Raw genomic sequence first — 13447 nt, 5'->3', positions numbered from 1 at the left:
GATCTGCACCAGGATGCCGATCATCACGCCGGCCACGCAGGCCAGCGCCCCGCCGATGACCCAGGTGACGCGCACCACGCTGGCGACGTCGATGCCGACGATGCGGGCCAGTGCCGCGTTCTGGCTCAGGGCCTGCATCGAGCGGCCGGTCTGCGTGCGCGTCATCAACAGATGCACGGCGAGCACCAGCACCGCGGTCAGCAGCAAAAGCGCGATCTGGTCTGATGTGATGCGGATGCCGAAGCCGACCGGCATGGCGATCTGGATCGCCCGGCTGAAATAGGTCGGCCGCGAGGTGAAGGTGAATTCGAGCAGGCTTCTCAGCGCCATCGAGGCACCGAAGCTCGCCATCACCACGATGATCGCCTGGCCTTGCGAGCGCAGCCGCGAAAACAGCACCTTGTCGAGCAGCAGCGCCAGCAAAGCGGTGAACGCCATGCCAACGACCAGCGCGACAATCAGCGGCCAGCCGAAGGACAGCGGTGCGATCGGTGCCACCTTGCCGAATGTCGCGCCGATGGCGCTGACGACGGCCAGCGTCGCATAGGTGCCCCAGGCCATGAAGTCGCCATGGGCAAAGTTCGAGAAGCGCAGGATCGAATAGGTAAGCGTCACGCCGATGGCGCCCAGGCCGATCATCGAACCCGTCAGCAATCCGTCGACGACAAATTGCAGGCTCATGCCCCACCTCCTGTGCCGGACTTGCGGGGGCGCTGGCCGAGATAGAGTTCGGCGACTACCGGATCGTTCCACAGCTCGGAAGCAATGCCCTCGTGCCGGTCTTTGCCTTCGACCAGCACATAGGCGCGGTCGCCGATGGCGAGCGCTGCCTTGGCATTCTGTTCGACGAGCAGGACAGTGACGCCGGACTTGCGGATGCCGGCCAGCATCTCGAACACCATCGAGACGAATTTCGGCGACAGGCCGGCCGACGGCTCGTCTAGCACCAGCACCTTGGGGTGGACGATCAGCGCCCGCGCAACGGCGAGCATCTGCCGTTGTCCGCCCGAGAGGTTGCCGGCGGCGGTGCGGCGCTGGCGGACGAGATCGGGGAAGGCGGCATACATCTCCTCGATGCGCGCAGGAATTTCGCGCCGCTCAAGGATGCCGCAAGCAACTCTGAGATTGTCCTCGACCGACATCAGTGGGAAGATGTTTTCGGTCTGCGGCACGAAGGCCAGCCCGAGCCGCACCATGGTGTGGGCCGGCGCGGCAGTGATGTCCTTGCCGTCCAGAAACACTGTGCCGCCGGTGATCGGGACGAGGCCGGCGATGGCCTTGATGAAGCTAGACTTGCCGGCGCCGTTGGGGCCGAGCACCACGACGATCTCGCCCTTGGCGACGGTGATCGAGGCGCCGCGCACGATCGGCACGCCGGGCTCGTAGCCGGCTTCGAGGTCGCGGACATCGAGAACGATCTCGCTCATGCCGCGCCTCCGAGATAGGCCTCGATGACGCGCGGGTCGCGAGCGACCTCTTCGGCCGTGCCTTCGCTGAGCAACTGGCCGTTCGCCATGACGAGGACGCGATGGCAGAGCCGCGTCACCATGTCGATATTATGCTCGATCAGCAGGAAGGTGATACCGCGCGCATTGATGTCGCGGATGCGGTCGATGATGACTTCGAGCAGCGTCGCGTTGACGCCGGCCGCCGGTTCGTCGAGCAAGATGATCGCCGGATCGGCCATCATCACGCGGGCGAGTTCGAGCAGCTTGCGCTGACCGCCGGAAAGCACGCGCGCCGGCTCATGCGCGAGATGGGCGAGGGCGACCAGTTCCAGCAGTTCAAGCGCCTTTGTCCTGGCGGCCCTTTCCTGCGCGGCGACGCGCCATGGCGTGACGAAATTGGCAAGCAGCTTTTCGCCGGCCTGACCCTGCGCCGCCAGCATGATGTTTTCGATCAGCGTCAGGTTGGGCAGCGGGCGCGGGATCTGAAACGTGCGGCCAAGGCCACGGCCGATACGCAGATGTGCGGCTTCGCCCGAGACGCTCGTGCCGTTGAGAAGGATTTCGCCGCTGGTCGGCAATATGCTGCCGGCAAGCAGGTCGAACATCGTCGTCTTGCCGGCGCCGTTGGGGCCGATGAGGCCGAGGATTTCGCCCGCTTTGACGTTAAACGAGACGTCGTTGACCGCGACAAGGCCGCCGAACCGCCTGACGACATTCCTTGCCGTCAGAACCGGCGCGCGGGTTTCCCCTTGCCGTTTGGTTGCCTCGCTCATCAAACCCTCTGGCCGAAGACGATCGCTGCCGCCTCCTGATTATGATTTGTGATCACACTTGCGTTGATCACGCTATTCGGCTTTAATTTCCTCCGCAAGCCGAAAACCGGCCACGAACGGAATTCCATGCAAAAGGCTGCCATCGAAAAGAACAACGAGGTGATCGCGGCCCAGCTTGCGCCGGTCGGCCGCGAGACCGTGCAGGACCGCGTGTATTCCGAGCTGCGCCGCGCCCTGATTGGCGGCCTGTTCGAACCGAGCCAGGTGCTGACCATCCGTGGCCTGGCTGACGCCTTGGTCACCTCGACCATGCCGGTGCGCGAGGCGCTCGGCCGGCTGATCACGGAAAAGGCGCTGGAGGCGCTGCCCAACCGTTCGGTGCGCGTGCCGCCGATCACGCTGGAACGCCTCGACGATCTCCTGCGGGCTCGCATCCTGATCGAGGGCGAGGCGATCGCGCTGGCCGCCGCCCGCATGGGTCCGCGCCAGATCGCCACCATCGAAACCATCCTCGCCGAATGGGACGAGATGCGGGCTTTGAAACACAAGAAGGACGTCGACCGCGAAGTGACGCTCAACCAGAGCTTTCATTTCGAGATTTACCGCTCCTGCGGTTCGGCCGTGCTGATCCCGATGATCGAGAGCCTGTGGCTGCAATCGGGTCCCTGCATTCGTGTCGCCATCTACGCCTTCTCGGAAGCCGGCGAGGTCGACACCGCCCAATATCACCGCCGCATCGTCACGGCGCTGTCCACGCAGGATGCGCAGGCGGCGCGCGAGTCGCTGGTCGCCGACATCAGCCGACCCTTCACCTTCCTGCGCAGCAAGCTGCAGGCCGCCGCCGCGAAAGACCAGACATGACCGCCATCAGGATCACCGAGCCGCGCTCGCAGCTTTCCGTAACGGCATTGCTGCTGCCCGAGAAGGCGCCGGAAAACGCTGCCTTCCTCTTGGCCTATCTCGGCACGCCACGCGTTGTTCCGGGCATCCATGCGATGTGGACGGGGCCTGAGATTTCCTGTCCGGTTCCATCAGCCGACCTCGAGGGCCAGGCCTATGCAAAACCGTTGCCGGCCGAGAACGCGACGCTGAACCCGCAGCCGGGCGACATCGTACTGTCCTACGTGCCGCCACGCATGTGGGGCGGCAATCCCAATGCGATCTTCGACATTGGCCTCTACTACGGGCAGGGCGCGCGGCTCTTGTTCCCGATAGGCTGGCTGGCCGGCAGTGTGGTGGCGCAGGTGCGCGTCGAAGAGCGTGACCGGTTCGCCTCCGCGTGCGGTGTCATCCGCCGCAACGGCGCCTGCGATATCACCTTCAGCCTGATCGAGGCCTGACATGGCCGACGACAGTTTCGAGCTGTTCGATCTTCGCGTCGAGGCGATCATCCCCAAGGACAAACCTATCTATTGCGGCGCCAAGGAAGGCGACTATTTCGAGCTCAAGGGCGAGATGCTGTCGATGCCGGCAGGGCAGGGTTTTTCGATCTATTCGATCGCCGCCGTGTTGCCGCTTCTGGCAGCCAAGCAGCGCCCAACCCACCCGAACGACTGGATGACCTCGGACGCCGAGATCGCTTGTCCGGATCCCAATTGCGGCAGCCGGCTGCGGATCGTCAGGACCGCCAAGCGGCGGTTCAGCCACGCCGAGACTACGGCGGTGCCGCTGCCGAAAGAGGATGACCTTAGATGACCGCCAACACCTTCGAACTCGGCCCCGGCTACACCATCTCGCGCGTCATTCGCGGCGGCTGGCAGCTGGCTGGCGGCCACGGCGCCATTGACCGCAGCCAGGCGGTGGCCGATCTGATCGCCACTTTCGATGCCGGCATCTGGACCTATGATTGCGCCGACATCTACACCGGCGTCGAGGAGCTGATCGGTGCCGCGCGCCTGCGGCTGGCCAGCGAGCGCGGCCTCGACGTCGCGGCCCGGATGAAGGTGCACACCAAGCTGGTGCCCGACCTCGAACGGCTGGCCAGTATCAGCCGTGACTACATCAGGGGCATCATCGACCAGTCATTGCGGCGGCTGAAGACCGAGCGGCTCGATCTCGTGCAGTTCCATTGGTGGGACTATGAACAGCCGCGCTATGTCGATGCCATGGGCTGGCTCAACGAGCTTCGGTTGGAGGGCAAGGTGCGAAATCTCGGCACCACCAATTTCGACACGCCAAGGCTCGCCGAGATACTCGCTGCCGGCATCCCGCTGGTCAGCCAGCAACTGCAATATTCCGTGCTCGACCAGCGCCCGGGCAGCAGCTTGGCCGCGCTCGCAAAACAGAACGGCGTCAGCTTCCTCTGCTATGGTTCAGTCGCCGGCGGCTTCCTCAGCAACAAATGGCTCGGTGCGGCCGAGCCCGCCACGCCGCTCGAAAACCGCTCGCTGGTCAAGTACAAGCTGATCATCGACGATTTTGGCGGCTGGGAGCTGTTCCAGCACCTGCTGCAGGCGCTGAAGGCCGTTGGCGACCGCCACGGCGTTGACGTTGCCACCATCGCTAGCGCCTGGGTGCTGGAGCAGCCGCAAGTGGCGGCGGTCATCGTCGGCGCCCGCAACCAGGCCCACGCCATTGCCAATGCGAAAATCATGGACGTTGCGCTCGACGCCGAGGACCGGGAGCGGATTGCGGCCGTCATGGCGCAAGGCACCGGCCTCGAAGGTGACGTCTACACGCTGGAACGCGACCGCCGCGGCCGCCACGGTTCGATCATGCATTACAACCTCAATGCGGGGAAGAAATGAGCGGCGAACCCTCCCTGTTTTCACGCGCCAGCGCCGAAATCATCGACCTGCACCGCTTCTTCGTCGACTGGTTCGTCGCCGCGCGAGCCAACACGGTGGACTTCGGCCGCTTCGAACGCGCCATGGGCAAGGACCTCAGCATGGTGGCGCCGGACGGACATATCCTCGATCGCGAAGCGGTCGTCGACCATGTCCGCGCAAGCCGTGCTTCCTGCGACGATGGTTTCACCATTTCGATCGAGGACATCCGGCCCGGCTGGCAGGACGCGGATACCATCGTCGTCCTCTATGTCGAAGCGCAGCTGCGCGCAGGCAAGCACAGCCGCCGTCAATCGAGCGCCGTCTTCACCACCAGTTCATCGGCGCCCAACGGCGTCGAATGGCGACATCTGCATGAAACCTGGCTGCAGGTGCCGGAACGCTGAACAAGCTCCAGAACTCAAATACAGTCGAGTAACGAAAGGGGAACAACAATGACAAAGACGATACTCCAACTCACCACAGCGCTCGCTCTCGTCACGATGGCGGGTGCTGCGCAAGCCGCCGACTGCAAGATCACCGTCGGCCTCGTCATGGAGCTGACCGGCCCGGCCGGCGAATACGGCCAGGCCGGCGCCAAGTCGGTCGAGATGGCCTTCCGCGACATCAACGGAGCCGGCGGGGTGCGCGGCTGCGATCTCGTCACCGACACGCGCGACAGCCAGAGCCAGGGCAACATCGCCGTCGACGCCGCCACCCAACTTGTTCAAGTCAAGAAGGTGCCGGTCATCATCGGCGGCATCATCTCGTCGGTGTCGATCCCCATCCTGACCTCGGTGACCGCGCCAGCCAAGATCGTCCAGGTCTCGCCGGCGTCGTCCTCGCCGACGCTGACGGCGCTCGGCCGCGACGGCAAGACCAACGGCATCTTCTTCCGCACCATCACCTCGGATGCGCTGCAGGGTGTCGCCGCCGCCAAATATGCCATCGACAAGGGTTTCAAGAAGCTGTCGATCATCCACGTCAACAACGATTTCGGCGTCAACATGGTGGCCGAATTCTCGCGTGCCTACAAAGCGCTCGGCGGCACCATCGTCTCCGACACGCCTTACAATGAAAAGCAGTCGAGCTATGCCTCCGAAGTCACCGCGGCAATGGCCGGTGAACCGGACGGTCTCTACCTCGTCAGCACACCGGTCGACGGCGCCACGGTCGCCCGCACCTGGATCTCGCAGGGCGGTGTGCAGAAATTCCTGCTCAATGACGGCATGAACAGCCCGGACTTCATCGAATCCGTCGGCGCCGATTATCTGAGGGAAGCCTACGGCACGTCGTCCGGCACCAGCCCGACGGCCTCGACGGAGTATTTCACCAAGAACTATAAGGAATTCTCCGGCATCGAACCGACCAATCCGGCAGCCGACCGTTCCTATGACGCCGGCGCGATTGTTGGCCTCGCCATCGCCATTGCCGGCTCCGAGGACCCGGCCAAGATCAAGGACGCGATGTACAAGGCGGTCGATCCGGCCGGCACGCCGATCTTTGCTGGCAAGGAAGAGTTCGCCAAGGCGCTCGGCCTGATCAAGGACGGCAAGCCGATCCGCTACGAAGGCGTCATCGGCCCGGTCGCTTTCGATAAATATGGCGACATCACAGGCCCGTTCCGGCTGTGGAAGATCGTCGACGGCAAGGTAGCGACGGACGGTGAAATGACCACCGACGATGTCAACGCCTTGCAGGCCAAGCTTCAGTAAGCATCATTCCGTTTGGTCCGGCATCGATTATGTCAGCATCGATGCCGGACCAAGAATATGGCTGCCTCATTGCGGCGCTCTTGCCCGGCACTCACGTCCGTTCCGTCGCAACTTGCCTGGGGATGAGAAAGCGGCCGGCGAGCACGCAGAGCAGCACGGTGAACATCAGGATCAGAGCCACCAGCGCATTGATGTCGGGTGAGAAGCCAAGCCGCATCATCGCCCACAGCCTGACCGGCAGCGTGCTTTGCGTGCCAGTGACCAGGATGGTGATCATGGTCTCGTCGAATGACAGGGCGAAGGCCAGGATGGCGCCGCCGACCATGGCGCTCGACAGGTTCGGCAGGATGATGCGCCAGAAGGTCTGCCAGCCCGTGGCACCGAGATCGTAGGACGCTTCAACCAGCGTGCGGCTCATCGACTGCAGCCGCGTCAGCACCGTGCGGTAGACGATCGCCAGCACGAAAACCGTATGGCCGATAACGACCGTCAGCAGCGAGCGTTCGAGGCCGATCTCGCGGAAGAAGATCAGCAGCGCCAGGCCGCTGATGATCGGCGGCATCAGGAACGGCAGGAAGATGATGAACTGCAGCAGCGAGCGTCCGGAACGGCGCCCATGATAATAGAGCGCCAGCAGCGTTCCGCTGACCACCGACAGGATGACGGTGCAGACGCCGACGATCAGCGTCGTGCGCAGAGCGGCCAATATGTCGTGGTTTTCAGCCAGCGCCACATAGGTCGCAAGCGTCGGCGACGACCAGTCGACGGAGCCATGCGAAATGGTGAAGAACGACGAAACGATCGGCACGAACAGCGGGCTATAGAGCAGGACCGCAACCAGCGTCGTGATCGCGGCCAGAAAGATCGTGGACAGTCGGGGCAGGGCGCTCATGCCGAAGTCCCCGGGTTGCGGCCAAAGCGTTCGCCGATGAGGATTGCGGCGATCACCACGACGGCCAGCGCCACCGACAGCGCCGCGCCGAACGGCCAGTTATAGGCCGTGCCGAACTGGCTGTAGAGGATGCGGCCGAAGGTGAAGCCGCTGATCCCACCGACCATCTGCGGCGTCAGGAAATCGCCGATCGCCAGCACGAAGACGAAGCTCGCCGCCGAAGCGACGCCGGGCAGGCTGAGCGGCAAGGTGATGCGCAGGAAGGTCTGCAAGCCGCTCGCGCCGAGATCGTCGGATGCGCGCAGCAGCACCTGCGGAATCCGCTCCAGCGACAGGAAGATCGGCAGGATGGCGAAGGGGATCAAGAGCAGGGTCAGCGTCAAAAGGATGGCGTTCATATTGAACACGAAAAGCGCCGACGGTTCCTGCAGAATGCCGAGCGCCACCAGTGCATTGTTGAGGAAACCGTTGAGGCCGAGGATGCTGCGGATGGCATAGATCTTGATGACATAGCTCATCAGCAGCGGCACCAAGAGCAGCATCAGCAAGGCATAGCGCCAGCGCCCTTTCAGCGTCGTCAGGAAATAGGCGGCGGGATAGGCGAGCAGGATGCAGATGATGGCCACCGACACGCACAGCACGAGGGTGTTCCAGAACACCGGCAGAAAGACCGGATCGGTAAAGAACCTGACATAATTGCCCAGCGAAAAGCCGTAGACGATCGTGCCCTGGTCGACGCTGAAGAAGCTGTAGCCGAGGAAGATCGCCAGCGGCACCAGGACGAAGACCACTGGCAAGGCAAACGCCAGCACCGTCACCAGCAGCGACAGCCGTTTTTCCGCAGGCAGCGTCGATCCGGCTTTGCTCATGCCAGCACCAGATGGCCTTCATGCGGCGCAAAGGAAAGCGATACGGCCTCGCCGGATCTGAGCGCGCTGCCGTCGACGCGGCTCGGCACGCGCAGCCGCAAGCGTTGCGCGGCATTGTCGGCGCCGGCCGCGATGGTGGCGACGGTCGACGAGCCGGCAAAGGCCAGATCGGAGATCGTGCCGGAAAAACGGTTGTCGGTGTCCTTTGCATCTGCAAGGTGCAAGGCTTCTGGACGGAACGCGGCGTAAGCGCTGGCGCCTTCCGCTGCGGCTTTCAAATGCGGCTGGTCGCTGATCGAACAGATGAGGCGCCCGAGCGCCGTCTCGATCGATCGCAGCTCGCCCTGGACCGGTCCGAGTTTCCCGGCCACCAGATTGTTCTCGCCGAAGAAACGCGCGACGAATTCGCAATCCGGTCTGTAGTAAAGGTCGTGCGGCGTGCCGAGCTGGCGGATATGGCCGGCCTCCATGACGCAAATCCGATCGGCCATGCCGATGGCTTCTTCCTGGTCATGGGTGACGAACAGGAAGGTGGTCCTGATTTCGCGCTGGATGGACTTTAGGAACACCTGCATCTGCCGGCGCAGTTCGAGGTCGAGTGCGGCGAGCGGCTCATCGAGCAGGATCAGGCGCGGCTGGCAGATCAGCGCACGGGCGAGTGCGACGCGCTGGCGCTGGCCGCCGGAGAGCTGCGCCGGAAAGCGGTCGGCGAAACGCCCGAGCTGGACCAGTTCCAGCGCCTCCGCGACTCGGCGCGCGATTTCCTTGCGCTGGACATGGCGAACCGAAAGCCCGTAGCCGACATTGCCGGAAACGGTCAGGTGCGGGAACAGCGCATAGTCCTGAAACACGGTGTTGAACGGCCGCCGGTTGATCGGCATGCGGCTGATGTCTTGCCCATCCAGGCGGATCTCGCCCGACGTCAGCGGTTCCAGCCCGCCGATCAGCCGCAGCACCGTGGTCTTGCCGGAGCCGGATGGTCCAAGAACGGTGAGGAACTCACCGTCCTTGATCGACAGGTCGATGTCGTGCAGCACGGGGACCGTGCCGTAGGATTTCGAGACGGACCGCAGCGTCAAGAGGTCGGTGTTCTGGTTCATGAAATACTCTCGCATACGCTTCGGCGGTCCGGAACTCCGGACCGCCGGGTCCTTCGAAGGCATGGTGCGGAAAGATCAGGGCGTTGCCTTGACCTCGTTCCACATGTCCGAACGCTTGAGCGGGTCCTCGACATTGTTGAGCCAGACCAGCTTGTCGTTGCCGCCGGCGCTGCCGGTTTCCGTCACTGTGTTGCCGAAGCCGGTACGCTCGGAAAGCTCGCCGCCGACCTTCTTGCTCAGCATGAAGTCGATCCATTTCTCGGCTGCCGCATTATCACGGACACCCTTGGAAATGACCCAGTTGTCGAGCCAGGCAAGCGCGCCCTCGCTCGGATTGACGTAGGCGACATGGGCGCCGATCTTCTGCAGCGCCTTGACCTGCTGCTGGCCGTAATTGGCCCAGATCAGGGCCACATCATTGTTCTGGTAGATCTGCTGCGCCTCGTCGGCGGTGGTGTAGAAGCTGAGCACGTTGCGCTTGAGTTCGACCAGCTTGGCCTTGACTGCAGCCATCTGCTCTTCGTTGAGGTTGAACGGATCCTTGTAGCCGAGCGTCAGTGCGGTGAACGAGAAATTGTGCTCGCCATTATCATACGCCAGCACCTTGCCCTTGTAGGCCGGGTCCCACAGAACCGACATCGAGGTCGGCGCCGGCTTGACCTTGTCGGTGTCGTAGATCAGGCCGATGGAGTCGAAGCAGAACGGAATGCCGTAGACCTTGCCGTCCTTGGTCACGCCGCTGACCGCCGTCAGGTCGCGGAAGCGCGGCAGCACGTGTTTCTGGTTGGCGAGCTTGGTGACGTCGATCGGCGACACCAGGTCAGCCTTGATGTAGCGCTGCAACTGGGCGGTGTTGACAGCAAAGACGTCGAAGTCCTGGCCCTCGCTGCCCTTGATCTTGGCCCAGATCTCGTCGTCGCTGCCGATGAAGACGACATCGACGCCGATGCCGGTCGCGGCGGTGAAGTCCTTGACCCAGTCGGCATCGGCGTAGCCGTCCCAGGCCAGTACCCGAAGGTTCGCGGCGAGCGCCGCCGATGTCATCAGGCCGATGCTGAGCCCGATTGTCGCTAGTCTTAGAAACGCTTTCTTCAGTCCCATTTTTAATCTCCCATTATCGTTCTGGTGGACCGTAATTTTCGGGCCTGCGCCGTCACAGCTGGGTAACAGCGACCAGTCCCTCGTCCGGCACCGACGCCATCCGGTTGCGCAGTGGCTTGCCGAACGTCTGTGCCTGGATTTCATACTCGTCGCCGGAAGCCGTCTTGACGCCGGAGGCGTAGCTCATCACCGCCGCGCCGAAGAAATAGGCGTGCAGGTCGCCCGCCCTGCGGTGCATCGGGTAGCGGAAATGGAAGTGTTCGAGATTGGCGATCGAGTGCGACATGTGCGCTTCACCCGACAGGAATTCCTGCTCCCAGATAACAGTGCCGTCGCGCAGGATGCGCGAATGGCCGCGCACTTCTTCGGGCAGGTCACCGATCAGCAGTTCCGGACCAATCGAGCAGGAGCGCAGCTTGGAATGGGCGAGATAAAGGTAGTTCTCGCCCTCCGTCACGTGGTCGGAATATTCGTTTCCGAGCGCATAGCCGATGCGATAGGGATGGCCATCGGGTCCATTGACATAAAGCCCGACGATCTCGGCTTCCTCCGCACCGGCTTTCGCGAATGCCGGCATCGGCAGCGGCGCGCCGGGCGGGACAATGCAGGTGCCGACGCCCTTGAAGAACCACTCTGGCTGAATCCCGATCTTGCCGGCGCCAGGCTTGCCGCCCTCCAGCCCCATGCGGAAGATTTTCAAGGAATCGGATTCGTCGGCACCTTCGCCATGGGTCAGAACATGCATCTGGTTGCGCGCGGCGGCACTTCCGGTGTGGGTGAGGCCGGTGCCGGTGACCAGGAAGCGCGCCGGTTCGGGATGGTCGACCGGAGCGAGCACCTGCCCATCGCGCAACAGTTGGTCGTAGTCGATTTTCGCCGTGCCGGTCCGCTTCTCGACCAGCGCTGCTATCGACGTGCCCTGGGCAATTGCCGCTTCGGCCAGTTCCAGCACGCTGCTGGTCTTTTCGAGCGGGTGCAGATGATTGCCGTCATCGCAGACGCGGCCCACCCGTCTGCTGCCGTCGGCCATTCTGAACTGAACAAGACGCATGAACTAACCTTCTTCCTTTGAAACCGTACGGATCACACCCAGCCCGCATCGACGATGAACTGCTGGCTCGTGCACATGCGGCTGTCGTCGGCGGCCAGGAACAGCGCCATGCGCGCGATATCGGAGGGTTGCAGCCGGTCGGGCAGGCACTGCCTTTCCGCGATCTGACGTTCGCCGGCCGGGTTCAACCACAGGCGCATCTGGCGCTCTGTCATCACCCAGCCCGGCACCATGCAGTTGACGCGGATGCGCTCGGGGCCGAGTTCGCGGGCCAGCGCCCGCGTCATGCCGTAAATAGCCGCTTTCGCGGTGACATAGGCTGGGCAATCCGGATCGCCGACCATCCAGGTGATGGAGCCGAAGTTGATGATCGAGCCGCCGCCCTGCGCGCTCATCTGCGGACGCACTGCCTGCGCCGCGAAAAACTGGTGGCGCAGATTGACCGCCATGCGGTCGTCCCAATAGGCAACCGTCACATCCTTGGTCTGGTGGCGGTCGTCATTGCCGGCATTGTTGCACAGCGCCTGGATGGGGCCATTGTGCTGCATTGCCTGCACGGTTGCCGCCTGCAACTCTTCGACGTTGCGCAGGTCGCATGGAATGAACAGCGGCGCGGCATGTCCGTCGGCCGCAACCGCGTCGACCAGACGTTGGGATGGTTCTTCGGCCATGTCGACGAAGGCGACGCGGCTCCCTTGCGCGCAGAAATGGCGCACCAGGCTTTCGCCGATGCCGCTGCCGCCGCCTGTTATGAAGACGCTGCGGCCCTTGAGGCTTGGATAGATCGCGTAGCCGATTTCATCCGTCATCGCGCGCCTCTCTAGTGCGAATGCCGAGGAATGCCGGCATCGCGCCGGCCGACGAGAAAGTCGAAATCGCAGCCCTTGTCGGCCTGCAGCACGCGCTCGACATAAAGGCTCTGGTAGCCGCCCTCCGGCGACGCCGGCGGCTTCCAGTCACGCCGGCGGATGGCGAGCTCCTCTTCCGACACCAAAAGTTCCAACCGGCGGCCGGCGACGTCGAGCTCGATGAGGTCGCCGTCGCGCACCAGCGCCAGCGCGCCGCCTGCGGCTGCTTCCGGCGCCACATGCAGAACCACGGTGCCGTAGGCGGTGCCGCTCATGCGCGCGTCCGAAATGCGCACCATGTCGGAGATGCCTTGCTTGAGCAGTTTGGCCGGCAGCGGCATGTTGCCGACCTCGGCCATTCCGGGATAACCGCGCGGCCCGCAGTTCTTCAGCACCATCACCGAGGAGGCGTCGATATCCAACTCCGGATCGTCGATGCGGGCGTAGTAATGCTCGATGTTTTCGAACACCACCGCCTTGCCGCGATGCTGCATCAGCTCGGGCGTTGCCGCGGACGGCTTGATGACCGCGCCGTCAGGCGCCAGATTGCCGCGCAGGATCGAAATGCCGCCTTCCTTGGTCAGCGGCTGGCTCAGCGGCCGGATCACCTCGCTGTTGTAGTTCGGCGCGCCGTCGATCAATTCACCGATGGTCTTGGCGCTGACGGTCATGGCGTCGCGATGAAGAAGCCCCACTTCATCAAGCGACGCCATGACCGCAGCTAGCCCCCCGGCGTAGTAAAAATCTTCCATCAGGAACCGGCCCGACGGCATCAAATCGACAATAGTTGGAACGTCACGACCTAGGCGGTCCCAGTCTTCGAGGCTGAGATCGACACCGATCCGGTTGGCGATGGCGATCAGATGCAGCACCGCATTGGTCGAG

The 13447-nt window shown here is 63.4% G+C and carries 16 protein-coding genes; 6 read left to right on the top strand and 10 right to left on the bottom strand.

Annotated elements, in window-relative coordinates; all coding sequences use genetic code 11:
* From EN914_RS07140 to EN914_RS07130, 3 genes are all read right to left on the bottom strand, one after another.
* Positions 1 to 681, bottom strand: a 681-nt coding sequence (locus tag EN914_RS07140; protein WP_164778675.1) for a branched-chain amino acid ABC transporter permease, incomplete at its 3' end; no start/stop codon positions are given.
* On the bottom strand, positions 678 to 1427 hold the full coding sequence (locus EN914_RS07135) for an ABC transporter ATP-binding protein (RefSeq protein WP_013532982.1): 750 nt from the start codon (positions 1425 to 1427) through the stop codon (positions 678 to 680). The genes EN914_RS07135 and EN914_RS07140, both read right to left, overlap by 4 nt.
* Positions 1424 to 2221 carry an ABC transporter ATP-binding protein gene (locus tag EN914_RS07130; RefSeq protein WP_024502531.1) on the bottom strand — a complete coding sequence of 266 codons (798 nt, stop codon included), beginning with the start codon at positions 2219 to 2221 and terminating at the stop codon, positions 1424 to 1426. Before EN914_RS07130 ends, EN914_RS07135 begins: the two co-directional genes overlap by 4 nt.
* Positions 2222 to 2347: 126 nt before the next feature.
* On the opposite strand from EN914_RS07130, the gene EN914_RS07125 reads away from it, so the two are divergent.
* The 6 genes from EN914_RS07125 to EN914_RS07100 are packed head-to-tail and all read left to right on the top strand — an operon-like array spanning position 2348 to position 6701.
* Positions 2348 to 3082, top strand: coding sequence for a GntR family transcriptional regulator (locus EN914_RS07125; protein ID WP_024502532.1), 735 nt, complete (start codon positions 2348 to 2350; stop codon positions 3080 to 3082).
* Positions 3079 to 3561: a DUF3830 family protein gene (locus EN914_RS07120; protein ID WP_024502533.1), complete on the top strand. Its 483-nt coding sequence runs from the start codon at positions 3079 to 3081 to the stop codon at positions 3559 to 3561. Before EN914_RS07125 ends, EN914_RS07120 begins: the two co-directional genes overlap by 4 nt.
* A 1-nt stretch (position 3562) precedes the next feature.
* Positions 3563 to 3916: a TIGR04076 family protein gene (locus EN914_RS07115; protein WP_024502534.1), complete on the top strand. Its 354-nt coding sequence runs from the start codon at positions 3563 to 3565 to the stop codon at positions 3914 to 3916.
* Positions 3913 to 4968 (top strand): aldo/keto reductase, encoded by a 1056-nt coding sequence (locus EN914_RS07110; RefSeq protein ID WP_024502535.1) that lies wholly within the window; start codon positions 3913 to 3915, stop codon positions 4966 to 4968. Before EN914_RS07115 ends, EN914_RS07110 begins: the two co-directional genes overlap by 4 nt.
* Positions 4965 to 5393: a DUF4440 domain-containing protein gene (locus EN914_RS07105; RefSeq protein WP_024502536.1), complete on the top strand. Its 429-nt coding sequence runs from the start codon at positions 4965 to 4967 to the stop codon at positions 5391 to 5393. The genes EN914_RS07110 and EN914_RS07105 overlap by 4 nt, the downstream gene beginning before the upstream one ends.
* 48 nt (positions 5394 to 5441) lie before the next feature.
* On the top strand, positions 5442 to 6701 hold the full coding sequence (locus tag EN914_RS07100; protein ID WP_024502537.1) for an ABC transporter substrate-binding protein: 1260 nt from the start codon (positions 5442 to 5444) through the stop codon (positions 6699 to 6701).
* Positions 6702 to 6792: 91 nt separating this feature from the next.
* Here EN914_RS07100 and EN914_RS07095 read toward each other — a convergent pair whose 3' ends face one another.
* From EN914_RS07095 to EN914_RS07065, 7 genes are all read right to left on the bottom strand, one after another.
* The gene (locus tag EN914_RS07095; protein WP_024502538.1) at positions 6793 to 7593 is read right to left on the bottom strand and encodes an ABC transporter permease; all 801 of its coding nucleotides are present in this window, start codon (positions 7591 to 7593) and stop codon (positions 6793 to 6795) included.
* Positions 7590 to 8462 carry an ABC transporter permease gene (locus EN914_RS07090; RefSeq protein ID WP_024502539.1) on the bottom strand — a complete coding sequence of 291 codons (873 nt, stop codon included), beginning with the start codon at positions 8460 to 8462 and terminating at the stop codon, positions 7590 to 7592. Before EN914_RS07090 ends, EN914_RS07095 begins: the two co-directional genes overlap by 4 nt.
* Positions 8459 to 9562, bottom strand: a complete 1104-nt coding sequence (locus EN914_RS07085; protein WP_024502540.1) for an ABC transporter ATP-binding protein — start codon at positions 9560 to 9562, stop codon at positions 8459 to 8461. Before EN914_RS07085 ends, EN914_RS07090 begins: the two co-directional genes overlap by 4 nt.
* A 75-nt stretch (positions 9563 to 9637) precedes the next feature.
* Positions 9638 to 10663 (bottom strand): ABC transporter substrate-binding protein, encoded by a 1026-nt coding sequence (locus EN914_RS07080; RefSeq protein ID WP_024502541.1) that lies wholly within the window; start codon positions 10661 to 10663, stop codon positions 9638 to 9640.
* 52 nt (positions 10664 to 10715) lie between these two features.
* Complete coding sequence (gene araD1 / locus EN914_RS07075; RefSeq protein WP_024502542.1) at positions 10716 to 11714, bottom strand: AraD1 family protein; 999 nt, start codon at positions 11712 to 11714, stop codon at positions 10716 to 10718.
* A gap of 32 nt (positions 11715 to 11746) precedes the next feature.
* Positions 11747 to 12523, bottom strand: coding sequence for an SDR family NAD(P)-dependent oxidoreductase (locus EN914_RS07070; protein ID WP_024502543.1), 777 nt, complete (start codon positions 12521 to 12523; stop codon positions 11747 to 11749).
* Between the two features lie 11 nt (positions 12524 to 12534).
* Positions 12535 to 13447 (bottom strand): dihydroxy-acid dehydratase (locus tag EN914_RS07065; RefSeq protein ID WP_206527185.1); only part of this gene is annotated, 913 nt, incomplete at its 5' end.

This window comes from Mesorhizobium sp. M7A.F.Ca.CA.001.08.2.1, from assembly GCF_003998455.1.
GTDB lineage: Bacteria > Pseudomonadota > Alphaproteobacteria > Rhizobiales > Rhizobiaceae > Mesorhizobium > Mesorhizobium ciceri.
This window is presented reverse-complemented; position numbering and strand designations above follow the sequence as displayed.

What these genes read in the sequence shown, in the direction of transcription:
- EN914_RS07135 (WP_013532982.1), bottom strand. Translation starts at nt 1,427, where the DNA reads ATGAGCGAGATCGTTCTCGATGTCCGCGACCTCGAAGCCGGCTACGAG.
- EN914_RS07130 (WP_024502531.1), bottom strand. Translation starts at nt 2,221, where the DNA reads ATGAGCGAGGCAACCAAACGGCAAGGGGAAACCCGCGCGCCGGTTCTG.
- EN914_RS07125 (WP_024502532.1), top strand. Translation starts at nt 2,348, where the DNA reads ATGCAAAAGGCTGCCATCGAAAAGAACAACGAGGTGATCGCGGCCCAG.
- EN914_RS07120 (WP_024502533.1), top strand. Translation starts at nt 3,079, where the DNA reads ATGACCGCCATCAGGATCACCGAGCCGCGCTCGCAGCTTTCCGTAACG.
- EN914_RS07115 (WP_024502534.1), top strand. Translation starts at nt 3,563, where the DNA reads ATGGCCGACGACAGTTTCGAGCTGTTCGATCTTCGCGTCGAGGCGATC.
- EN914_RS07110 (WP_024502535.1), top strand. Translation starts at nt 3,913, where the DNA reads ATGACCGCCAACACCTTCGAACTCGGCCCCGGCTACACCATCTCGCGC.
- EN914_RS07105 (WP_024502536.1), top strand. Translation starts at nt 4,965, where the DNA reads ATGAGCGGCGAACCCTCCCTGTTTTCACGCGCCAGCGCCGAAATCATC.
- EN914_RS07100 (WP_024502537.1), top strand. Translation starts at nt 5,442, where the DNA reads ATGACAAAGACGATACTCCAACTCACCACAGCGCTCGCTCTCGTCACG.
- EN914_RS07095 (WP_024502538.1), bottom strand. Translation starts at nt 7,593, where the DNA reads ATGAGCGCCCTGCCCCGACTGTCCACGATCTTTCTGGCCGCGATCACG.
- EN914_RS07090 (WP_024502539.1), bottom strand. Translation starts at nt 8,462, where the DNA reads ATGAGCAAAGCCGGATCGACGCTGCCTGCGGAAAAACGGCTGTCGCTG.
- EN914_RS07085 (WP_024502540.1), bottom strand. Translation starts at nt 9,562, where the DNA reads ATGAACCAGAACACCGACCTCTTGACGCTGCGGTCCGTCTCGAAATCC.
- EN914_RS07080 (WP_024502541.1), bottom strand. Translation starts at nt 10,663, where the DNA reads ATGGGACTGAAGAAAGCGTTTCTAAGACTAGCGACAATCGGGCTCAGC.
- araD1 (WP_024502542.1), bottom strand. Translation starts at nt 11,714, where the DNA reads ATGCGTCTTGTTCAGTTCAGAATGGCCGACGGCAGCAGACGGGTGGGC.
- EN914_RS07070 (WP_024502543.1), bottom strand. Translation starts at nt 12,523, where the DNA reads ATGACGGATGAAATCGGCTACGCGATCTATCCAAGCCTCAAGGGCCGC.